This is a genomic window from Paenibacillus sp. GCM10028914 (genome assembly GCF_042666275.1).
Lineage (GTDB): Bacteria > Bacillota > Bacilli > Paenibacillales > Paenibacillaceae > Paenibacillus_AQ.
The window spans coordinates 51,769-74,039 of the sequence record NZ_JBHTFO010000011.1 but is presented as its reverse complement, the minus strand read 5'-3'; the positions used below and the strand labels follow the sequence as shown (position 1 = coordinate 74,039).

Genomic DNA, 22,271 nt, shown 5'->3' with positions numbered 1-22,271 from the left:
TGTAGGGAAAAGAAAGGAAGAGGTATATGATCGATCCGAGTGTAAAGCAGGACCTGCGCGAAATTAGCAAGAAACTAACCAATCTTAGGGGGTCTCTTTGACTTAGATCTCAAACAGGAAATGATTGCGAACTACGAAGAGAAGATGTCTGCTCCAGATTTTTGGGATGATAACGAGAAGGCACAGAGTCTGATCGCCGAGATGAATGCCGTGAAATCTAGTGTGGACCAATATGAGAAGCTGCAGCAGGATTTTGACGATGCAGTCGTGATGATTGAGCTCGCTGATGAAGAGGGTGATGAGTCCCTCACTGGCGAGATTGGAGAATCTATCCGTGAAATCGTTAGTCGTGTTGAAGAGTTTGAACTCCAGCAGCTGTTGAATCAGCCGTACGATAAGCTTAATGCGATTTTGGAGCTTCATCCTGGTGCTGGCGGCACAGAGTCGCAAGATTGGGGACAGATGCTGCTTCGTATGTACACCCGTTGGGCTGAGAAACGCGGCTTCAAGGTCGAGACGCTTGACTATTTACCGGGGGATGAAGCGGGAATTAAAAGCGTAACGCTGCTTATTAAAGGGTACAACGCTTATGGTTATTTAAAAGCGGAGAAAGGCGTACACCGTCTTGTTCGGATTTCGCCTTTTGACTCATCAGGCCGTCGTCATACATCCTTTGTATCTTGTGATGTTGTGCCGGAGATCACCGATGATATTGATATCGAAATCCGCACGGAAGATTTGAAGATCGATACCTACCGTGCCAGCGGCGCGGGTGGACAACATATTAATACAACCGATTCCGCCGTACGGATTACGCATTTACCAACAGGTGTTGTTGTTACTTGTCAGAATGAGCGCTCCCAGATTAAGAACCGTGAACAAGCGATGACCATGCTTCGTTCCAAGCTCTATGAGCGTAAGATAGAGGAGCAGCAGAAGGAACTGGATGAAATCCGTGGTGAGCAATCCGACATTGCTTGGGGCAGCCAAATTCGTTCCTATGTATTCCATCCGTACAGCATGGTTAAAGATCACCGGACTCAAGTGGAGACAGGTAATGTTGGTGCAGTCATGGACGGCGATTTGGATGGATTTATCGACGGATATTTGCGTAGTCAGATCAAGCAAGACGCTTAAGTAAGAGGAGAATGTAACTAGCATGAGTCAAACAGCACGTACAAAGCGAAGAGAACCACTGATTCCGATGAACGGACCTGTCCGTAAATTGGTTGATACCCTGTTTATCATTGTGGGCTCGTTTATTATGGCAATATCGTTTAATATGTTTTTTCTCCCGAATCAGCTTGCCCCTGGGGGGGTATCCGGGCTGTCCGTTATCGTTGAAGCGTGGCTTGGGATTGAACCTGCCTTTACGCAATGGATGCTGAACATTCCTCTGTTTATCCTCGGGTTCTGGCTACTCGGACGGGATTATGGCATAAGATCGCTCCTTGGTAGTATCATACTGCCACTGTTCGTGTATTTAACTAGTGATTGGATGGTACCGACATCGAACATGCTTCTTGCTTCCATTTATGGAGGGATTGGTGTGGGAGTCGGGATGGGGCTTGTTTACCGTGGACGCGGGTCTACAGGTGGACTTACCATACTGGCCCAAATTATTCAAAAATACAGCGGCCTCAGCTTCTCCTTCTGCGTTGTGCTGCTGGATGCGCTAGTCATTACATCGGCTGCACTCGTACTGACTTTGGAACAGGCGTTGTATGCCTTGATCGGTCTGTACGTTACAGGGAAGGTTATTGATGCCATTGAGCTGGGCTTTAATTTTACGAAGGTCGCTTATATCATCTCCGACCATACGGAACCGATCACGAAGGTGATTCTGCAGGATCTGGATCGCGGTCTTACCAAGCTGGACGGCAAGGGCGGCTATACCGGAGAAAATCGTACGGTGCTTATGGTTGTTGTGGGTCAGAGCGAGATCCAACGGCTGAAGACGGTCGTTCAATCCGTCGATCCGAATGCGTTCGTCATCATTAGCAACGCACACGAAGTACTTGGGGAAGGCTTTCAGAAAATCAAAGTATAATCTAGATTTAAATATATAACCATTAAGAGTCATATTCTTCAGAGAATATGGCTCTTTTATTTTTGCTGGTAACCGATATAATGATAACTAGTTCATGGGGGTGCAAATATGGAAATTGAAGAAATATATGGTGAACCGCCGAGATTTGAAACGGAACGTTTAATTCTCAGAAAAGTGACCATGCAGGACGCCGAGGACATGTTTGCCTACGCATCGAATGATGATGTATCGAGGTATGTACCTTGGGAAACGCACCGGACGATAGAGGATAGCAGAGGATTCATTTCTTTTATCGAGCAGAGGTATGACAATAAGGCTGTGTCACCTTGGGGAATTGAGTACAAAGAGAATGGTCGGATGATCGGAACCATTGATTTCGTACTGTGGCAGCCGATGCACCAAGTAGCCGAGCTAGGATATGTCCTAGGTAAGGACTATTGGGGAAAGGGACTGATGAGCGAAGCGGCGGGTGAGCTGCTGCGGTTTGGCTTTGCGAAGATGGATTTAGTGCGAATTCAGGCGAGGTGTATTGCTGAGAACATTGGCTCTCAAAGAGTAATGGAGAAGATCGGCATGACTTTCGAAGGTATTCAGCGTAAAGGAATGAAGAATAAAGGGATTCACTGCGATATTAAAACCTATGCCATTTTAAAAGAGGATTACGAAATACTACAGCGATCGGAAGAATGATCCGCATTCGTAGCGATGCATAACTTATGATCTCTTGTCCAATTTTTCTAGCAGAATGTGAGTCTATTTTTCTATGAAATGAAATATATCTGTTGTATTAATATGAATAGGGACGTATAATAATACATAATTATCAGACGGGGAAGTAAAAAGATACCAGTATTCAAGTGGGGGAGAAGGAGGGGCATTATGACAGAACAGAAAGTTTTAAGAGCGGCGATCGTCGGTTCAACCGGCTATGGAGGGGTGGAGCTGATTCGATTGCTCGAGCATCATCCTCAAGTGGAGATTACGTCGGTCATCTCCTCTTCCAGCTCAGGCGTTCCGATATCGGACGGATTTCCGCATTTGACGAACATTGTGCAGCGGAACTTGGACGGTGTAGTACCAGCTGAAATCGCAGAACGAGCGGATATCGTATTCACGGCAACGCCGTCAGGCGTAAGCAGCAAGCTTGTACCACAACTGCTTGAAGCTGGACTGAAAGTGATCGATTTATCCGGTGATTTCCGGATTAAAGACGGCAGTGTCTATGAAGAGTGGTATAAGCACGATGCACCGGATGCAGTTGTGCTTGCCCAAGCGGTGTACGGCTTATGTGAGGTGTTCGGTGAAGAAGTTGTTGATGTGAATTTCATCTCCAATCCAGGCTGTTATCCGACAGCTACATTACTTGGTCTGATTCCTGCAATTAGCGCAGGCTGGATTGATCCGGCAAGCTTGATTATCGATGCCAAGTCGGGCGTGTCCGGAGCGGGCCGAGGTGCGAGTTTAGGTTTCCATTATCCCGAAATTAACGAGAATTTTAGAGCTTACAAGATAAATAAACATCAGCATATACCAGAGATTGAACAAGTACTCAGTGAAGTGGCTGGTGAGAAAGTAACAGTTACGTTTACGACTCACCTCGCGCCAATGACTAGAGGAATTATGAGTACGATGTACGCATCACTTCTGGGCGCATATACTGAGGAGGATTTTGTAGAACTGTACCGTCAGTACTATAAAGACCGCCGTTTTGTACGTATTCGTGATCGTGGGATTTGGCCGGCGACAAAAGAGGTCAGCGGATCGAATTATTGCGATATCGGCTTTGCGGTAGATTCCCGGACGGGAAGAGTCACCTTTGTATCTGTAATTGATAATGTGGTGAAGGGCGCTGCAGGTCAAGCGATCCAAAACCTGAACTTGATGATGGGATGGGAGGAAAGTCTCGGACTTACGTTTACACCTGTGTATCCGTAAGAATGGGGAAGTCATATGAAAGATAACTTATATACCATCGTAAGCGGGGGGACGATTGTTTCACCGCAGGGCTTTAAGGCAGGAGGTCTGCATTGCGGACTGAAGAAGACGGATCGCCATGATCTGGGTGTGATTGTATGTGATGTACCTGCGGTTGCCGCAGCTGTGTATACAACGAATTTATTCCAGGCAGCACCGCTGAAAGTAACGCGGGAGAGTTTGCAGAACGGTACACTCCGGGCTGTCGTTGTGAACAGTGGTAACGCCAACGCTTGTACAGGTAAACAAGGGGAAGAAGATGCATATACGATGCGCTCGCGTACTGCGGCGCAGTTTGATATTGCCACTGAGGATGTAGCCGTAGCCTCTACGGGTGTAATCGGTGAGCTGCTTAAGATGGATCGTGTAGAATCTGGAATCGCCGGTCTTCCATCACGGATCAGTGGGGAGGCCACGGGAGCGGAGGCATTCAGCCAAGCGATTTTGACAACAGATCTTGTTAAAAAAGAGGCCTGTGTCACCGTTCAGGTAGATGGCCGTGAAATCACGATTGCAGGTACAGCTAAAGGCTCGGGAATGATTCATCCGAATATGGCGACCATGCTTGGGTTTATGACGACAGATGCGGTTATTGGTCAGGAAGCATTGCAGCTCTTGCTGCGTGGAACGACAGATCTGACGTTTAACATGATTACGGTAGATGGGGATACAAGCACGAATGACATGCTGATCGCTATGACAAGTGGTCTCGCGGGTAACAACGAGTTGACACCTTCACATCCAGATTGGAACGCTTTTGCAGCGGGATTCGAATATGTATGCCGGATGCTTGCTATTGCCATTGCTAGAGACGGCGAGGGAGCAGCGCATTTAATTGAAGTCTGTGTGCAAGGTGCAGAATGTAATGATGATGCACAGGCGATTGCGAAGACCATTATTGGCTCCAGCCTGGTGAAATCTGCTGTATTCGGCGCAGATGCGAACTGGGGCCGGATTATCGCAGCTGTTGGCCGTGCAGGTCGTCCGGTAAATACGGAGACGGTGGACATTGCGATTGGTCCGATTCAAGTGCTGAAGCAGTCCAGCCCGGTAGCTTTTGATGAGGAAGCAGCGCTTGCATACCTGCAAGGAGATACCGTCAACATTGATGTGAATCTTCATATGGGCAGTGGCAATGCGACAGCATGGGGTTGTGATTTGACCTATGATTACGTTCGAATTAATGCGGCTTACCGGACATAGGAACTGCTGGTGAACGCCTTGATATAGGAGGGGAATGGGTTTGGAGAGTATCGCTGACAAACTTACGGAGCAGCTGAATGATGTTAAGGGTGTTAATAATTTTGTGATGAAGTGCGGAGGAAGCACGCTGGCTGCGTTGCCTGAGGCTTTTTTTGAGGACTTGAAGAAGTTGCAGGATCAGGGCATGACTCCGGTGATCGTCCACGGTGGAGGCCCAGCGATTTCAGATAATCTGGAGAAGCTCGGGATTGAGACGGAATTCGTGAACGGTTTGCGTAAGACGACCGAAGAGGTACTTGATGTGGTAGAGATGGTGCTGGCGGGCAGCATCAACAAACAGATTGTACGGCGTATTCAGAGTGTTGGCGGTAAAGCTCTCGGATTGTCTGGCTCAGACGGTGGACTGATTCAGGCTAAGCCTGTAACGAACAGCGCAGAGGTCGGCTGGGTTGGTGATGTGACAGGGGTGGAATCCTCTATCATTACAGGTGTTCTGAATATGGGGTATATGCCCATTATCGCACCGATCGGTGTAGATGTTTCAGGGCAGCGTTACAACATAAATGCGGATACCGCTGCTGGTGCGGTTGCTTCTCATCTTGGAGTAAGTCAGATGATCGTGGTGACGGATGTGCCTGGTATTATGAAGGGCACGGGAAGTGAGAAAAAAGTTCTTCCTACCATTACCGTACAGGAAATAGAAGACATGATTGCAACGGGAGAAATTTACGGTGGCATGATTCCGAAAGTAAGAGCGGCGATCAGCTGTATTAATGGAAAAGTTCGCGAAGTCGTGATCGTTGATGGCAGTGAGACTGGTGTCCTTAGCCGTGTTCTGTCTGGAGAGATTATCGGTACGCGTATCGTACGAATGTAGTCCGTTTTTTGCTCTCATATATAGTGGAAATCCCGGCCGGAGCCATCCGGCCACAATACGTTAAGGACAGGAGTGTGGCAGGAATGGGCAAAAGTAATGAGGTACAGCTCTCTAGTGGAACGAACTCGAATGAAGGAGTGGATAGCTCCTTGTTTCCCACCTATGCAAGATACCCGATTAGTCTGGTTAAAGGGGAAGGCAGCTGGCTTTGGGATGATAAAGGGAATAAATATCTGGACTTCATGTGCGGACTTGCGGTAACGAATCTAGGACATGCGCCGGTAAAAGTAAAAGAGAAGCTGAAGGCACAGCTGGATGAACTGTGGCATGTATCTAACCTGTTCCACATTCCCGGTCAGGAAAAAGCAGCGGCATTATTAACCGCAAATACATGTGCCGATGCCGTTTTTTTCTGCAATAGCGGAGCTGAAGCGAACGAGGCGGCAATCAAGCTGGCACGTCGTTACCACCAAAAAGTAAAAGGTACAGGGCGTTTTGAAATCATTACATTTACCCAGTCTTTTCACGGACGGACCTTGGCAACTCTGACGGCTACAGGTCAGGACAAAGTAAAGGAAGGTTTCCTCCCGCTTCCTGCAGGCTTCAAACATGTACCGCTGCATGATCTTCCGGCACTTGAGGCTGCGATTAGCGACAATACGGCTGCAATCATGATTGAAATGGTGCAAGCTGAGGGCGGTGTTTACCTCGTGGAGCCCGAATTTATGAAGGCTGTAGATGAACTCTGCCACAAGCATGGATTGTTGCTGATTGTTGATGAGGTACAGACCGGTATGGGACGTACAGGTAAGCTGTTCGCGCATGAGCATTACGGCATTGAACCGGATATTTTCACAGTGGCAAAAGGACTTGGATCAGGATTCCCGGTGGGTGCAATGCTTGGCAAGGGGTATTTGCGTGATGCTTTCACAGCTGGAAGTCACGGTTCAACTTTTGGTGGAACTCCGCTTTCAATGGCTGTCGTAACGGCGACGATAGAAACCATTCTTGAGGAACAAGCTCCACAGCGAGCTGCCGATATGGGCCAGTATTTAATGGAACGCTTAAATGCTGAACTCGGAGCCCATCCATTTGTGAAAGGTATCCGTGGTCTGGGACTGATTATTGGAATCGAATGCGCGGATGCTGTTGGAGATATCGTCCTTGCAGGTCAGAAGAGTGGACTTCTGTTCGTAACGGCAGGACCGAATGTCATTAGACTTCTTCCGAATCTGCTTATAACGAAGCAGGAAATCGATCAGGCGGTCAGCATGTTGGCTCAGCTTATTCATGAACATACCGCAGTGAAGCAAATGTAAATAAAAGGACAATCGTGATACAATAAAAATACTAAAGATTGGTAAGGAGGATGCATAAAATGACCCCGAGCGGACAAGTGCAGGAGATGACGTTTAAAGGACGCGATATGATCGAGCTTGATGATTATACGACAGAGGAGATTCAGTATCTGCTCGATTCAGCAATTGAAATCAAGCGTAAACATAAGAACGGTGAGGTCTATCAACCACTCAAGGGCAAGACGATCGGATTGGTATTTGAGAAATCATCCACACGGACGAGACTATCCTTTGAAGCGGGAATGTTTCAGCTGGGTGGGCACGCGCTCTTCTTGAGCAAGAACGATATTCAGCTCGGTCGCGGCGAGCCGATCAGTGATATGGCGCAGGTCATGTCCCGTTATCTGGATGGCATCATGATTCGGACCTTCGGTCATGACAATGTCATAAACCTTGCGCGTTATGCATCCATTCCGGTCATTAACGGACTTAGCGATATGGCTCATCCTTGTCAGGTGCTAGCTGACCTTCAGACCATCTTTGAACATAAAGGTGCACTCCAAGGTCTCAAGATGGCGTTCGTCGGAGACGGCAACAACATGGCGAATTCGCTGCTGATCGGCGGCGCTAAGATGGGAATGCATGTAGCAATAGCAAGCCCTGATGGGTATGAGCCGGATGAGCGTATCGTTCAGTTGAGCCGTGAGATCGCTCAAGAGACAGGAGCGGAGATTACAATTACACAAGATCCGCAGGAAGCGGTCAAAGACGCGGACGTAATTTATACCGACGTATGGGCGAGCATGGGCTTTGAAGAAGAGCAGAAGCAGCGGGAAGTTGCTTTTGCGAGCTATCAGGTAGATGAGAAGCTGGCGCAGTTAGCGAAGCCGGATTATCTGTTCCTGCACTGCTTGCCTGCCCATCGCGGCGAAGAGGTAAGCGAGGGTGTGATCGATGGCGCGAACTCGGTTATTTTTGACCAGGCTGAGAACCGTCTGCATGCTCAAAAGGCACTGATGGTCGCACTGATGGGTTAATGGGAAAGCGGGAATTTACACGCTATAAATTGAACTAAAGAAGTTGACATGCTTCAACGGAGAAGGCGGAATTATTCTGGAGAAACGAAGAGGTTGCATTTGTCCCCGGATTTCATCATTTTAGAAGACATACAAGAAATCCGGGGGCAAGAGCAATCGTAAGAATAATCCGCATTCGAAGTGGTGCTATACGAAGAATCTTTTGTTCAAATACATAACAACAAAGAGAGGGAGTATGAACCGTGGCAAAACAAAAAATCGTATTGGCGTATTCCGGTGGCCTGGACACGTCGATTATCTTGAAATGGCTGAAGGAAACCTATGATGCGGAGATCATTGCATTTACCGCTGATATTGGACAGAAGGAAGAGCTGGATGGCTTGGAGGAAAAAGCGCTGGCTACCGGTGCTTCGAAAGTATATATTGATGACCTGCGTGCCGAATTCGCCGAGGATTTCATCTACCCGATGTTCCAAGCCGGCGCGATGTATGAAGGGCAATATCTGCTTGGTACGAGTATCGCCCGTCCGTTGATCGCGAAGCGCATGGTTGACATCGCACGTGCAGAAGGCGCAACAGCTATTGCACATGGTGCGACAGGTAAAGGAAACGACCAGGTTCGTTTCGAGCTGGGTGTGGCAGGACTTGCTCCTGACATCGAAGTGATTGCACCTTGGCGTATGGAGGAATTCCGTAACGCGTTCCCTGGACGTGCCGAGATGATTGCTTATGCTGAAGCGCACGGCATCCCGGTTACAGCATCTGCTGCGAAATCCTACTCGATGGACCGCAATCTGCTGCACATCAGCTATGAGAGCGGCGTGCTTGAAGATCCATGGTTCGACGCAAGTGCACCGGAGAGCAAGGATATGTACCTGCTCAGCGTATCTCCAGAAGATGCTCCGGATGAAGCAGAATACTTAGAGCTTGAGTTTGAACAAGGAAACTGTGTAGCCCTGAACGGCGAGCGCCTCAGTCCGCTTGAAGCGATGGAGAAATTGAATGAGCTTGGCGGCAAGCATGGTATCGGCCGTGTGGATATGGTGGAGAACCGTTTCGTCGGTATGAAGAGCCGTGGCGTCTACGAGACTCCAGGTGGAACGATCCTGTTCACTGCTCATCGCAAAATGGAATCCATTACAATGGACCGCGAAGTCATGAACCTGCGCGATAGTCTCATTACTCGCTATAGTACTCTTGTATATAATGGTTTCTGGTTTGCTCCTGAGCGCTTGGCACTTCAAGCACTGGTAACGGAAAGCCAGAAGAACGTAACCGGAACCGTCCGTGTTAAGCTGTATAAAGGCAATGTCATTGGTGCGGGTGTGAAGAGCCCTGTCAGCTTGTACAATCCAGACATTGCTACAATGGAAGCTGATCCAACACAAGCATACGATCAAGGTGATGCAACTGGTTTTATCCGCTTGAACGCACTGCGTTTGAAAGTGGCTACGGGTGTTAACCAGAACCAGTAAACATTAAAATCAATTATATTATTTTGCAATCATTATACTTAATCAGGCGAAGGCCGTTTCATGTCGAGTGGTGCTGGAAGCTTATCCTTAACAGGTTGGGCTTTTGGCTGCCGCGACGGGAGACGGCCCTCTGCCTTACACGAGAGGGGCAAGCGTTGTGAGCAAGTTATGGGGAGGCCGTTTTACGAAGCAGACGAACGCCTTGGTAGAACAATATACGGCGTCAATCGGTTTTGATCAGCAATTAGCTGAGGAGGATATCCAGGGCAGTTTAGCGCATGTAACCATGCTGGGCAAATGCGGCATTGTGCCACAGGAAGATGTGGAGAGCATCAAATCCGGTCTGAACAAAGTGCTGGAACGTATTCGCAAGGGTGAGATTGAGTTTTCGGTTTCTGATGAAGACATTCATATGAATATAGAGAAGAATCTGATCGAAGAAGTGGGGCCTGTTGGTGGCAAGCTGCATACAGGGCGCAGCCGGAACGATCAGGTGGCAACCGATATGCACCTGTATCTTCGGAACCGCGTGGTTGAGCTGACAGGTATGCTGCATGAACTCCAATCGGCACTGATCGGACAAGCTAAAGATAATCTGGATACGATTATTCCAGGTTACACACATCTACAGCGGGCGCAGCCGATTCTGTTCGCGCATCACCTGATGGCTTATGTGTCCATGTTCCAGCGTGATATTGGGCGTCTAATCGACAGTTACAAGCGCATTAACATTTTGCCGCTGGGTGCAGGTGCACTTGCAGGAACAACTTTCCCGATTGACCGTCACTTTGTAGCAGAGCAGCTTGGGTTTGACGGTGTGTACGAGAATAGCCTGGATGCTGTTAGTGATCGCGACTTCATCCTGGAGTTCCTGTCCGATGCGTCTATGATCATGATGCACCTTTCTCGTCTAAGTGAAGAGCTGGTGTTGTGGAGCAGCACCGAGTTTAATTTCATTGAGCTTGATGATGCGTTCTGTACAGGCAGCAGTATCATGCCGCAGAAGAAGAATCCGGATGTGCCTGAGCTGGTTCGTGGTAAGACCGGACGGGTATACGGCAACCTGATGGGATTGCTGACGGTCCTGAAGTCTCTGCCGCTTGCTTACAATAAAGATATGCAGGAAGACAAGGAAGGCATGTTCGATACGGTTGCTACATTAGAAGGTGCTTTGCAGTTGTTCGCACCGATGATTGCAACCATGAAGGTGAACAAGGGCCGGATGCGCGAAGCGGTTAATACTGACTTCTCCAATGCCACGGACATTGCTGACTTCCTCGTAGGGAAGGGACTGCCATTCCGTCAGGCACATGAAGTTATCGGCAAGACGGTATTATACTGCATCCAAAATAACAAGTTCTTGCTTGATCTATCGCTTGAAGAGTTCCAGCAGTTCTCACCGCTGTTCGATGACAGCATCTATCAAGTGCTTCAACCGGAGACGGTGGTTAATGCTCGTAACGTATACGGCGGCACGGCTTCACCACAGGTGAAAGCTGCTATCGATCGTGCGGAACAGGCACTTGCTGTATCCGCTGAGTGGATTGGGGCTCATTCCGCAGGAGCGGAAGCATAATAAATATCAATACTGCAAAAAGACTGCCGGGGGAGCTAGTGATTATAGCTTCTGATGGCAGTCTTTTTAATATATTTAATTCAGATTATACCTGCTGCAGTGGCAGCCACTTCAGCACATCTTGAATTCGGTCATCCCAATACTCCCAGGTATGTGCCCCGGGTCCTTCCACGTAGGTCAGATCCAGCGACGTTTCACGGCAAGCTTCCAGAAATTTTCGATTATCCGCGTACAGGATGTCTTCTGTTCCGCAGCACTGGTATAGCTTAGGCTTCGTACCTCCCGTGTTGTCTAGTTGCTTGAGAAGTGAGAAAAGATCATTATCCGTTCCCTCAACGGGTTGATCACCAAAAATAAGCTGTCCTTCTCTGGTGAACGCCTCATTTCTAAATCGTTCGGTCACATCCAGTGCACCGGATAAGCTTGCTGCAGCTGCAAACATCTCCGGCTTCCGCAGAGCGAGCTTGAAGGCACCATATCCACCCATCGATAGACCTGCTACGAAATTATCCTCACGCTTGTCAGACAGCGGGAAGAAAGAGCGGGCCAGAGTAGGCAATTCTTCACTAATAAAGGTCCAATATTTCCCGCCGTATTCCATATCGGTGTAGAAGCTGCGGTGTACTTGCGGCATGACAACGGCAATGCCCATGGAGGCAACATAGCGCTCGATTGAAGTCCGGCGCAGCCAGATGGAGTCGTCGTCTGACAAGCCATGCAGTAAATAAAGAGTAGGATGATACTTGCTGCGAGCGCGGTTGTCCATTCCAATTTGAGTAGTCGTATTTTGCGGGAGAATAACGGTCATCGACGTGCTTAGCCCTAAAGATTCCGAATAAAAACGGCATTGCATAAGCGCCATGAGAACAAACTCCTTTCATCTCTTCAAGATGATTCTATGAATTTGGTGTGATTTCTTCTTTCTCTCAGATCATAGCACAGACGATTCATTATAAATATTGTAAATGTCCATATCTTGGTGAAATCTCTAGCTGTCTCCGTCTCTGGAAGGAGATGAACTTCAGTCACAAGAATGTTTGCTGCTTTAACCAGGTATGTTACAGTACTTATTAACGAGTATTTTGAAAATTATGGAATATAGGCAGGGCGGAAACAATAAGCTGGATAATTGCATAGGAACTGGAGGATACATTATGGAAGAGCGAGTTCATGATCGTCAGGACCTGCACATTGCAGGAGCGGGGGTAAGCGCCGGAGGGGTTTATGGCAAGGTGCAGTTGGACGGAATGGGTAGCATTCGTGGTGACCTGGATTGTATTCGTTTTGTGGGGAATGGAAATGTCAGCGTCAAAGGTTCCCTTACATCTGAAACGGTTCGCATTCATGGTAACGGAACAGTGGATGGACCTGTCGATGTGCATGAGTTGCATGTTGGTGGATCGGCGAAACTTAAGGGGCATTTACGTTGTCATGCATTGAATGTGAACGGAAAGAGCAAGGTTCAAGGAGAAGTAAAGGCATCTAAAATTGCAATCGGCGGTTTTTTTAATGCTCTTCATATACAAAGTGAGACAATAGAAGTGAAAGGAAGCATTTCTGTGGAAGGTGTCATGCATTCTGATACCATTGATATCCGTTTGTTTGATCGTTCCGAAGTACAGCAGATCAGTGCAAATTTCATTAAAGTACGTAAGAAGGGCAAGCGGATTTGGGAACAGCTAACTTTTTCATTTAGACCAGCTCTGTTGACTACACGTATTATAGAAGGAAGCTTGATCGACGTGGAGCATACCGAGGCCGATATTATTCGTGGAAACCGTGTGGTTCTTGGACCTGGCTGTAAGGTGCGTTTGGTCGAATACGTAGAAGAACTTATTCAGGATCCTTCTGCGGAGGTAGGAGAAGTGAGATTAATCTAATCTAAAACAAAAACAGAGGCATGCATCGCCTCTGTTTTTTTGTACACTTCTTTATGGGATGCTGATCCCATCTTCAACAATAGGTGTATTAGGCAAGTCTTGTGAGTTTGGCAGTTCTCCATTGGATGGATTCATACCGATGATTGTGCTTTGACCACGATAGATGTCGCGAGAAATTCGTTCCTGATCGATGATTTTCCCGTTTTCTCTTTTGACACGGTATGTTTCGACAACGTATCCTGTTTTACCTTCTTGAATGATTCGGTGTGTTCCTGCAGACAAGGAAGCGTCACGGACATATTTCATCGGAGGGGGAATGCTCTCCACCGTCTTTGATTCCAGCGAATACTCGGTATCCTTCGGAAACGTTCCGAAGAATTTCAGGGTTAATGTCTTTTCTTGTACTTCAGAGCGGATCAGCAGGTGCTTGCCGGTATTGTTGCGAAACCGAAAGTTGATATACCCTTCCGCAAAGGTAGCGTCTTGTCCCAAGGGCAAATAATTGACCGGAAGAGAGTGATTGCGTCGTTCTGTTACTTCAAGCCCTGTCAGGAGAACGGCATTATAAAGGGTACTGGATACTTGGCAGATGCCTCCTCCGATTCCCGGTACGAGCTTACCGCTAACAATAACGGGCGCTTCTTCAAATCCGTATTCTTGCTGTGCTTTTTCGACCACTTCGGCGTAATTAAATTCATCACCGGGTTTCAGAATCATGCCATCCACAGCTTGAGCAGCTGCAGTAACGTTATGAACTCGGCCAGGACCGCTTGCGCCAAGGTAGGTTGAGAACTCGATGATCTTCCTTTCAATTCCTTCCGCTTGAAGTGATTTCACCGTCACATCGGGTAAGCGCTTGGTTAACGGAAGTTCAAGTACAATCGGTTTGGGCGGATCAGCTTGGAGAGGGGAGAAGTCCCCTGGAATGGCTGCACTAAATTGGTCACTGAGTACAGCCCAATCGATTCGAAACGCTGTTTTCTCAGGTGAGTAGCGCACGATGTCATCAGTGATGCTGCGTACGGCATTAACGGCTTCGCCGAACCGTTCCTTTTCCCATTCCGAATGGAATCTTTTTTTCAAAATATCAAGGTCATGCCCCGTGTAGATGCTCCATTGTTTATTAAACTTATAACGATATTCAGCCCGTTCCCATAGATCGCCTTCCATTAACTTGGATAAGGCATCGCGAAAATCATCCGCTTCATATTCTACTCCTGCCTCTTTAAGGCTGAGCAGCTCTGCCTCTCCATTCATTTGCTCTCCGTGAAATTGAACTTGAAGGGACTCCATGGCACTTAAACGTTCGTCTAACTCATGAAGTACCTCGGCAGCAGGTTTACCTCCGATATTCCAGCCCGACAGCATCACATTTTTGGGTATTGTTTTTTGATTTGCATAAAGAGTTAGTCCCCCATAGCAAATCGAACCGACGAGTAAAAGACTAATAAAAATGATGAGACCTAAGTGAATTTTTTTCATGTAGAACCACCTCTTTATACTTCTGGTTAGTCGTAGTTAAAGCACCTTTTAATGTATATGTCACAAGGCCGTTAAACTTTCGGGTACTCAAAAGGTAACAAATTTGTTACAATGGGTGATGTCTTGAGGATTTTTCATAGAATTTAAAGGAATTAGATGGAAAGTGTCGAAAGTATAAGGGCTAATCAAGTAATAGGAAGTGATGAAGTGATAGAAATGCAGGATGTGTGGAAGACCTATCCGAATGGCACCCATGCACTTCAAGGGGTTTCGGTGAAAATCGACCGCAATGAGTTTGTTTACGTTGTCGGACCATCCGGCGCAGGTAAATCGACATTTATGAAACTCATTTATAGAGAAGAAGTACCTACTAAAGGACAAATTTCAGTTAATGGATTTAATATTGGCAAGTTGAAGCAACGGAAGATTCCATATGTTCGGCGTAATATCGGGGTAATATTTCAAGATTTCCGACTGCTCCCGAAGATGACAGCTTATGAGAATGTTGCTTTTGCCATGGAAGTAATCGAGGCGCCTACGCGTCTGATGAAGAAGCGAGTGATGGAAGTACTTGATCTTGTAGGTTTGAAATCGAAGGCAAACCGCCTGCCAGCACAATTGTCTGGTGGGGAACAACAGCGGATTGCCATAGCCCGGGCGATTGTGAACAACCCCTCTGTTATTATTGCGGACGAGCCTACTGGTAACCTGGATCCAGAGACTTCATGGGGAATTATGCAGCTTCTTGACGAGATTAATTTCCGGGGAACGACAATTGTGATGGCAACGCACAATAAAGATATCGTAAATACAATGCGTAAACGCGTTATTGCTATTGAACAAGGACAAATTGTCCGAGATCAGGCGAGAGGAGAATACGGATATGACTTTTAAGACCTTCCTAAGGCACTTACGGGAAGGGGCCAAAAGCGTATTTCGGAACGGTTGGATGTCCGTTGCGTCCGTAACCTCGATCGTAGTGTCATTATTTATTCTAGGTGTATTCATTTTATTGGTGATGAATGTAAATGCATTGGCCGATAAAGCCGATAGTGAAGTACAGGTGAGTACATATCTTAATCTGAACGTAGATGAGAAGATGCGTGCAACCGTTGAGAAGGAAATCAAGGCAATGCCTGAGGTAAGCTCGGTTCGTTTTGTCTCAAAAGATGAGGGAATGAAGGAGCTTACGGAGAGCTTGGGTGAAGAGGGCAAGGAAATGTTGGAGGGGTTTAGCGATGGGGACCAGAACCCATTGCCGGATTCATTTGTTATTGAAGTTATTGAGCCGACAACCGTATCTCATGTAGCAGATAAGATCAGTGCTCTGAATGAGAAACATCCGGAGCAGCCAATCTTGAGAGTCAAATACGGAGAAGGCACTGTCGAAACACTGTTTAAAATTACTCGCACGGTCCGCAATATTGGATTTATATTTGTAGCTGGACTTGGCCTTATGTCTATGTTCCTGATTTCAAATACCATTCGAGTAACGATATTAGCCCGCCGCCGTGAGATTAGCATCATGAAACTGGTAGGAGCGACGAATAATTTCATTCGCTGGCCATTCTTTGTCGAAGGTGCACTCATTGGATTAATGGGTTCATTAGTTACGGTAGGTGTGCTGTTCCTAGGATACAGTCGCCTGCAAACCGCAGTGAAGGGTGACATCACCCTAGCGCAAAGTCTAATCCCACTTGGGGACATATGGATGCTGCTGGGAGGCTTGATCCTCCTGCTCGGAATGCTGATAGGTATTTGGGGTAGTACAATGTCCATTCGTAAGTTTTTGAAGGTATAACCTTATAACTGTTAATGAAGTCGTTTTGTTGCAATTTTTTTAATATTTTTTATTTTTACTAGAACATTTATAAAGGATGGGGAGCGCAAGTTGAAAAAGATCGCCGCCGGATTAGCCGCCTTACTATTGGCCGCAGTCGTATTCCAACCCTCTGCCGGATTTGCTGAAAATAAAACATCTGCTGATGTTGACCGTGAACTGAAAGCACTTCAGGATCAGGTCCGTCAGGCTCAAAATCAGAAGAATAAAGCTGCGGAAGCTAAGCAAGAGGCGCAGCATTATAAGAATAAGACTACGAAATCGTTGGAATATGTGATGGACCAAATCAATATCGTTAGTGATGAGCTCTCCAAGATTTCGGTGAAAATCGATGAAACGGAAGATGAGCTTCGTGTGACTACAGAAGAATTGAAGGCAGCTGAAGAACGTATTGCTGCACGAGAGAAACTTTTGGAGAAGCGTATTCGTCTTATATATATGGAAGGTGAAGTTTCCTATCTGGATGTGCTTTTGTCATCAACAAGCTTCACGGATTTCTTAGATCGTGCTGACTCACTGAAGACGATTGTAGATCAAGATCAGGATCTTCTCGTGCAGCATAAACAGGATAAGATTCTTGTGCTGGATAAGAAGAAAGAACTTGAGGGACAGTACGCGAAAGCTAAAGATCTGTACGCTCAGATGGAAGAGCGTAAACAAGAATTGGCTGAAAAAGAACAAGAGAAGAAAGTTCTCATTGCACAGTACGACCAGAAGATCGAGGTATCCGATGAAATCTCGGCTGAGCAGGAGCAGATGCTCGTGACCTTAGCTACGAAACGTTCTAACCTTCAACAAGAGAAGAATAAACTCTTAGCGGAGGAGGCAGCACGCCGAGCAGCTGCAGCTAAAGCAGCGGCTGAAAAAGCGGCAGCAGAGGCTGCGAAGAAGAAACAGCAGCAGTCAGTAGCTTCGAGCAAGCCGTCTAGTGGTGGAGGTTCGTTCTCCGGTAATGGTGGTCCGTTCGCTATGCCGATATCCGGAGCTTATCTGTCCTCACCATTCGGACCACGTACACATCCCGTTACGGGCCAAGTACAGTCCATGCATACAGGACAAGACCTTGCGGCACCTGAAGGTACAGAAATCCGCGCAGCCGAAAGCGGCACCGTGATTCTAGCTGAATGGTGGAGCAGCTACGGTAACACGGTGATTATCGACCATGGCGGTGGTGTATGGACACTTTACGCTCATATTCGCAATGGTGGTATCAAGGTAAGTGAAGGAGATCAAGTTAGTCGTGGACAGAAGATTGCAGAGGTTGGTTCCACTGGGCGAAGCACGGGTCCTCACCTGCATTTTGAAGTAAGGGTTAACGGTACTGCTGTAAATCCGGTACCTTATCTGTAGTTAAGTTGTAAGAAGAGAAAGAACCGCTGTATAAATATTCCCTGGAAGTTAAACATATACTAGTACGACCGGGAAGCTACGAAATGAATGAGCTGATACGTACAAAAGGCGGTGAAATCTATGTTGAGAAAAAGAACGGTCGTGTTTCTGGTTGTAGCTGCAATGCTGTGCGGCGGACTTCTGACGATGGTATTTACGCAGTTGCCGAATCTTGCGGGCCCGAGTGCTAGCGGTGAAGGTTTACTTGCGAGCATATCCAATAATGGGTTGGAAGAGGATGAAGCCAGAAAGATCGGTACTGCCCTCGATTTAATTGAGAGTAACTACTATCAAGACATTGATCGGGACAAGCTGGTTGATGGAGCGATTAACGGAATGATGGAAGCACTGGGTGATCCATATTCCAATTACATGGGCAAGGTTTCTGCAGCGCAATTTGAAGAGAGTATAGAGGGTTCCTTCAGTGGCATCGGTGCAGAGGTATCCTCTGTTGATGGAAATGTAGTTGTCGTTTCTCCCATCAAGGGCTCCCCTGCAGACAAAGCCGGAATCCGTGCAAAGGATATCATTTTATCGGTTAACGGTGAATCACTGCAAGGACTGGATTTGAATACTGCGGTAAATAAAATCAAAGGTCCTAAAGGTTCCGAAGCAGTCCTTAAAGTAAAACGTGCTGGTTCAACCGAACCTGTCGAATTTGTCATTATCCGAGATAACGTAAACCTGGAAACTGTTACTTCTAGAATGGAGAGCGATAAAGTTGGTATTATCGAAATCTCTCAGTTCTCTCTCAATACGGGTGAACGATTTAAGGAAGAGCTGAAGAAGCTGGAAGAGCAAGGTATGAAGGGGCTCGTGATCGATGTTCGGAATAATCCGGGTGGCGTACTTTCTGTAGTTATCGAAATTGCTGAGCAATTCGTACCGAAAGGAAAGCTGATCGTTCAAGTTGAGGACAAAGACCAGAATCGTGAGAAACATACATCTAAGGGAGGCTCTAAATCGTATCCTGTCACTGTTCTGATGAACAAAGGAAGTGCCAGCGCATCTGAGATTTTGGCAGGAGCTCTACAAGAGTCTGCTGGGGCTGTCCTGATCGGTGAAAATTCATTTGGTAAAGGTACCGTTCAGACGAGCTTTGAGAAGCAGTTCGGAGACGGAAGCTTACTGAAGGTGACAATAGCGAAGTGGCTTACCCCTAATGGAACTTGGATCCATGAAAAGGGAATCGAACCTGATCTGAAGGTCGAGCAGCCGGCCTACTTCTCGGTTGCTCCGATAGATAAAAAGAAATCGTTGAAATACGATATGAATAACTCTGACGTCATGAACGCTCAAATCATGCTGGATGCTATTGGATATAAACCTGGCCGTAAGGATGGTTACTTTGATCGTGCTACGGAAAAAGCGGTGAAGAGTTTTCAGAGCGACCAGAAGCTTAAAGCAGATGGAGTGGTGAATGCCGCAACAGCAGAAGCTTTAGAGGCAGAGTTAATCAAGGAGATACAAGATCCGAAAAATGACACCCAGTTGAACCGCGGAATCGCCGAAGTCCGGGAGGAAATCGCGGCTAAGGCGTCGAACCAGTAAGAAGGCTGAACCTTAGCCTTCTTTTTTTCTTTTAAATCGTTGAATATGTATCGAAGAGTCTTACAAGGAAGGAGTGTGGCAAACTATTGGATACAGCGAAAGAATTGCTGTGGCTCGGGATGGATGCTGGATTACAGCTGCTAATGCAGCCGTTTTATTATATTTCAATCATTTTTATTGCTTTGTTATATCGCAGACAGGTGCTATTGGAACGCAAGCTATTTCATGTTAGGTTAAATGGATGGGGTCTGCAGACGTGGAGAACGTTTGTTGGAGGGCTTGCTGCCGGAATAGCGGTTTCGATCGTGATGGCATTTCTCGGCATATCGCTCACCTTTGCGGCGGTCCTATGTATTTGGGTAACAGCCATTATACTTATGCTCTTTCGAGTTCGATTTTTATGCTTTGCTTATTCGATTGGGGTACTTGGTATCATTCAGTTTATACTTAGTTGGTTTCCGCATTGGCAGCCTGCAGGGTTCATCGGTGATGTGAAATCAACCATTGTGAGTATGGAGATTCCCTCGCTGCTCGCCTTGGCAGCAGTGCTTCATTTTGCAGAAGCTGCTCTTGTTCTATTACAGGGTTCGAAATTTGCAACACCGCTCTTCCTGGAAGGGAAGCGAGGGAAGCTTGTGGGCGGTTATAATATGCAGAGCTTCTGGCCATTGCCTTTGTTCTTGCTAATCCCCGCATCGGGTGGAGGTATGGTTTTGCCTTGGACACCTTTCTTTGGTGGTAACGGCTGGAGCAGTGGATTTAGTGTGCTGGTTCTGCCTGTACTGATTGGATTCGGAGAAATGACGCAGAGTATGCTTCCTAAGCAGAAGGTTGCCGTTACATCGAAGAGGCTCGTGATTTATAGTGCTGTGTTGCTTGCACTGAGTCTACTTGCCGAATGGTGGTCTCCGCTAATGATTGTCACTGCTGTTGCAGCACTCGTGCTTCATGAGGGTCTCGTCTGGTACAGCCGCTACGAAGAATCTCAGCGGAGTCCGGTATTTGTAAACCCAACAAAGGGGCTGCGTGTGCTTGCTGTGTTACCTGGAGGTCCTGCTGATGAGTTGGGCATTCAAGCTGGTGAGACGATCCTAAAGGTGAATGGAACGCTTATTCATAACAAGGAGCAGCTGCATGCTGCACTGAGGCAGAATTCGGCATTTTGTAAACTGGAGGTTCAGAATCACCAAGGAGAAAGCAAGTTTATGCAGCGGGCGATCTATGCAGGAGATCATCATCAGCTCGGAGCTATTGTCGCACCCGATCCGGATGATCATTTGTCAGTGAAGATGAAGCCACTCAGCTTGATAGCCATTCTGGGAATGAAGCTGAACGTACGTAATAAACAGACTGTCGTTTCAAAGCCAATAACAGATCAAGTGCCAGACAAACAGGAAACGATCGAGCTATAGAATCTATACTGCCCTCCTATTCGGAGGGCTTTTTATGTAGTTGATTGTGTGATTATGCAACTTCCATGCCCCTTGGTTCGTCAAATGATTAAATGCCCATAAATGGAAATTAAAGACGTAGCAGGGAGTTGAAGATGAAATGAAAAGCTCACATAGATTGTTAATGTTGGTACTCGGACTGTCGGTGGGACTGATGAATTCGGGCTGTACAGAGTCAGGATCGAAAGTTGCTGATCCCGGGGTTCCAGTGGTACCACCAATCTCATCAACAGCAGTGGTGGATCAGGAGATTAAGGAGCCAGATAAGAGTGGATTTCCTTACTTTGAAGGAATGGTTGCGGGTAAACGGAGTAGTGGAAAGAGCTGGAGTGTTCTCGTCATTCAAGGATTGAGTGAGAACGAAGTTGTTCATTCGAGCTGGGATGAAATTGTAGGGAAGGCCGATAGGAATCATAAAGCTGCGTTCTATTCGGTAACAAGTGAACAGTATAAGCAGCTTAAAGTGGGACAGATGGTAGGCATGAGTTCAACTCAGCAGGAAGATACATTTATTCCTCAGAGAAACACAACAGATATGAAAATTATCCAAGAACCACAACTAGTGCAAGTCACTGGTTATCGAGATGATATTGTGACGGGTAATATGTTATCGATGGACCCTAAGAAAAATATCATTTCATTAGATATCAGCAATTGGGTAAACCGGCATAACCACGGTGCTGTTAATAGTATGATGCACAGCATCAACGTTCCGATCGGCGAGGACACTGAGCTTGTGGACGCACTTGGCCGGAACATCAAGTTGTCCGCTTTAAAAGTTGGAGACAAGTTAGAAATGATACCGGCTAAGAAATGGTCTTATGATCAAATGAAAGGCATACCATTTCAGGCGAAGCAAGTGACACGACTTACGATGACGAGAAGTGAGAAGCTGGATCATATGCTGGCGAGATTTGGGCGAATCCATACGGTTGTAATCTTCGAGGAAGGGAAGGTGCCTCCTCAAGATGAAATGGACTTTGAGCGATACGTACCCGGCGCCTTCACTGGCGGAATTTCATGGGTACCTTACCGTGAAGGAGAAGCTGTGGACTATAAGAAGGAACTGATGCTTAGCGAGCTGCCTGTCATTATTGTATTTGATGATCAGGATGCGATTTATCAGACAGATTCGATTCGTGAGCTTCAGAAGTGGTTTAATGACCGGGCTGCAGAAGGCTAGAAAGT

General features: G+C 46.9%; 19 protein-coding genes. 17 read left to right on the top strand and 2 right to left on the bottom strand.

Annotated elements, in window-relative coordinates:
• The first annotated feature begins 26 nt into the window (after window positions 1-26).
• From prfB to argH, 10 genes are all read left to right on the top strand, one after another.
• A protein-coding gene (gene prfB, locus ACFQV5_RS10300; protein ID WP_379246342.1) for a peptide chain release factor 2 occupies window positions 27-1,137 on the top strand; the annotation gives its coding sequence in 2 pieces (ribosomal slippage) (window positions 27-98 and window positions 100-1,137; 1,110 coding nt in all).
• A 22-nt stretch (window positions 1,138-1,159) separates the two neighbouring features.
• Window positions 1,160-2,050, top strand: a complete 891-nt coding sequence (locus tag ACFQV5_RS10295) for a YitT family protein (protein WP_379246340.1) — start codon at window positions 1,160-1,162, stop codon at window positions 2,048-2,050.
• A gap of 108 nt (window positions 2,051-2,158) precedes the next feature.
• Window positions 2,159-2,740 (top strand): GNAT family N-acetyltransferase, encoded by a 582-nt coding sequence (locus ACFQV5_RS10290; RefSeq protein ID WP_379246338.1) that lies wholly within the window; start codon window positions 2,159-2,161, stop codon window positions 2,738-2,740.
• A gap of 189 nt (window positions 2,741-2,929) precedes the next feature.
• Window positions 2,930-3,985 carry an N-acetyl-gamma-glutamyl-phosphate reductase gene (argC, locus tag ACFQV5_RS10285; RefSeq protein WP_379246336.1) on the top strand — a complete coding sequence of 352 codons (1,056 nt, stop codon included), beginning with the start codon at window positions 2,930-2,932 and terminating at the stop codon, window positions 3,983-3,985.
• A gap of 15 nt (window positions 3,986-4,000) precedes the next feature.
• Window positions 4,001-5,227, top strand: coding sequence for a bifunctional glutamate N-acetyltransferase/amino-acid acetyltransferase ArgJ (gene argJ / locus ACFQV5_RS10280; RefSeq protein ID WP_379246334.1), 1,227 nt, complete (start codon window positions 4,001-4,003; stop codon window positions 5,225-5,227).
• A gap of 106 nt (window positions 5,228-5,333) precedes the next feature.
• A complete protein-coding gene (gene argB / locus ACFQV5_RS10275; RefSeq protein ID WP_379246354.1) occupies window positions 5,334-6,104 on the top strand; it encodes an acetylglutamate kinase in 771 nt (256 codons plus the stop codon).
• A gap of 83 nt (window positions 6,105-6,187) precedes the next feature.
• Window positions 6,188-7,423 (top strand): acetylornithine transaminase, encoded by a 1,236-nt coding sequence (locus ACFQV5_RS10270; protein WP_379246332.1) that lies wholly within the window; start codon window positions 6,188-6,190, stop codon window positions 7,421-7,423.
• Window positions 7,424-7,482: 59 nt separating this feature from the next.
• The gene (argF, locus tag ACFQV5_RS10265; RefSeq protein WP_379246330.1) at window positions 7,483-8,439 is read left to right on the top strand and encodes an ornithine carbamoyltransferase; all 957 of its coding nucleotides are present in this window, start codon (window positions 7,483-7,485) and stop codon (window positions 8,437-8,439) included.
• Between the two features lie 242 nt (window positions 8,440-8,681).
• Entirely contained in the window at window positions 8,682-9,914 is a 1,233-nt protein-coding gene (locus ACFQV5_RS10260; protein WP_379246328.1) for an argininosuccinate synthase, read from the top strand.
• A 157-nt stretch (window positions 9,915-10,071) separates the two neighbouring features.
• Window positions 10,072-11,490, top strand: coding sequence for an argininosuccinate lyase (gene argH, locus ACFQV5_RS10255; RefSeq protein ID WP_379246326.1), 1,419 nt, complete (start codon window positions 10,072-10,074; stop codon window positions 11,488-11,490).
• 85 nt (window positions 11,491-11,575) lie between these two features.
• Here the strand turns inward: argH and ACFQV5_RS10250 are convergent, their stop codons facing one another.
• The gene (locus tag ACFQV5_RS10250; RefSeq protein WP_379246324.1) at window positions 11,576-12,352 is read right to left on the bottom strand and encodes an alpha/beta hydrolase; all 777 of its coding nucleotides are present in this window, start codon (window positions 12,350-12,352) and stop codon (window positions 11,576-11,578) included.
• Window positions 12,353-12,644: 292 nt separating this feature from the next.
• On the opposite strand from ACFQV5_RS10250, the gene ACFQV5_RS10245 reads away from it, so the two are divergent.
• Window positions 12,645-13,370, top strand: a complete 726-nt coding sequence (locus ACFQV5_RS10245) for a bactofilin family protein (RefSeq protein ID WP_379246322.1) — start codon at window positions 12,645-12,647, stop codon at window positions 13,368-13,370.
• Window positions 13,371-13,421: 51 nt separating this feature from the next.
• Here ACFQV5_RS10245 and ACFQV5_RS10240 read toward each other — a convergent pair whose 3' ends face one another.
• Window positions 13,422-14,852 (bottom strand): VanW family protein, encoded by a 1,431-nt coding sequence (locus ACFQV5_RS10240; RefSeq protein ID WP_379246320.1) that lies wholly within the window; start codon window positions 14,850-14,852, stop codon window positions 13,422-13,424.
• Between the two features lie 207 nt (window positions 14,853-15,059).
• Between ACFQV5_RS10240 and ftsE the strand changes: the two genes are divergently transcribed.
• The 6 genes from ftsE (at window position 15,060) to ACFQV5_RS10210 (ending at window position 22,266) form a co-directional block, all read left to right on the top strand.
• Entirely contained in the window at window positions 15,060-15,746 is a 687-nt protein-coding gene (gene ftsE, locus ACFQV5_RS10235; protein WP_379246318.1) for a cell division ATP-binding protein FtsE, read from the top strand.
• A complete protein-coding gene (ftsX, locus tag ACFQV5_RS10230) occupies window positions 15,736-16,653 on the top strand; it encodes a permease-like cell division protein FtsX (protein ID WP_379246316.1) in 918 nt (305 codons plus the stop codon). Before ftsE ends, ftsX begins: the two co-directional genes overlap by 11 nt.
• 90 nt (window positions 16,654-16,743) lie before the next feature.
• On the top strand, window positions 16,744-18,042 hold the full coding sequence (locus tag ACFQV5_RS10225; RefSeq protein ID WP_379246314.1) for a murein hydrolase activator EnvC family protein: 1,299 nt from the start codon (window positions 16,744-16,746) through the stop codon (window positions 18,040-18,042).
• Window positions 18,043-18,162: 120 nt separating this feature from the next.
• Complete coding sequence (locus tag ACFQV5_RS10220; protein WP_379246312.1) at window positions 18,163-19,632, top strand: S41 family peptidase; 1,470 nt, start codon at window positions 18,163-18,165, stop codon at window positions 19,630-19,632.
• Between the two features lie 86 nt (window positions 19,633-19,718).
• Window positions 19,719-21,044 (top strand): PDZ domain-containing protein, encoded by a 1,326-nt coding sequence (locus ACFQV5_RS10215; RefSeq protein WP_379246310.1) that lies wholly within the window; start codon window positions 19,719-19,721, stop codon window positions 21,042-21,044.
• A gap of 139 nt (window positions 21,045-21,183) precedes the next feature.
• Window positions 21,184-22,266, top strand: coding sequence for a hypothetical protein (locus ACFQV5_RS10210; RefSeq protein ID WP_379246308.1), 1,083 nt, complete (start codon window positions 21,184-21,186; stop codon window positions 22,264-22,266).
• The last annotated feature ends 5 nt before the right edge of the window (window positions 22,267-22,271 follow it).

Coding starts and splice junctions, on each gene's coding strand:
- ACFQV5_RS10295 (WP_379246340.1), top strand. CDS start 1,160: ATGAGTCAAACAGCACGTACAAAGCGAAGAGAACCACTGATTCCGATG.
- ACFQV5_RS10290 (WP_379246338.1), top strand. CDS start 2,159: ATGGAAATTGAAGAAATATATGGTGAACCGCCGAGATTTGAAACGGAA.
- argC (WP_379246336.1), top strand. CDS start 2,930: ATGACAGAACAGAAAGTTTTAAGAGCGGCGATCGTCGGTTCAACCGGC.
- argJ (WP_379246334.1), top strand. CDS start 4,001: ATGAAAGATAACTTATATACCATCGTAAGCGGGGGGACGATTGTTTCA.
- argB (WP_379246354.1), top strand. CDS start 5,334: ATGAAGTGCGGAGGAAGCACGCTGGCTGCGTTGCCTGAGGCTTTTTTT.
- ACFQV5_RS10270 (WP_379246332.1), top strand. CDS start 6,188: ATGGGCAAAAGTAATGAGGTACAGCTCTCTAGTGGAACGAACTCGAAT.
- argF (WP_379246330.1), top strand. CDS start 7,483: ATGACCCCGAGCGGACAAGTGCAGGAGATGACGTTTAAAGGACGCGAT.
- ACFQV5_RS10250 (WP_379246324.1), bottom strand. CDS start 12,352: ATGGCGCTTATGCAATGCCGTTTTTATTCGGAATCTTTAGGGCTAAGC.
- ACFQV5_RS10245 (WP_379246322.1), top strand. CDS start 12,645: ATGGAAGAGCGAGTTCATGATCGTCAGGACCTGCACATTGCAGGAGCG.
- ACFQV5_RS10240 (WP_379246320.1), bottom strand. CDS start 14,852: ATGAAAAAAATTCACTTAGGTCTCATCATTTTTATTAGTCTTTTACTC.
- ftsX (WP_379246316.1), top strand. CDS start 15,736: ATGACTTTTAAGACCTTCCTAAGGCACTTACGGGAAGGGGCCAAAAGC.
- ACFQV5_RS10220 (WP_379246312.1), top strand. CDS start 18,163: ATGTTGAGAAAAAGAACGGTCGTGTTTCTGGTTGTAGCTGCAATGCTG.
- ACFQV5_RS10210 (WP_379246308.1), top strand. CDS start 21,184: ATGAAAAGCTCACATAGATTGTTAATGTTGGTACTCGGACTGTCGGTG.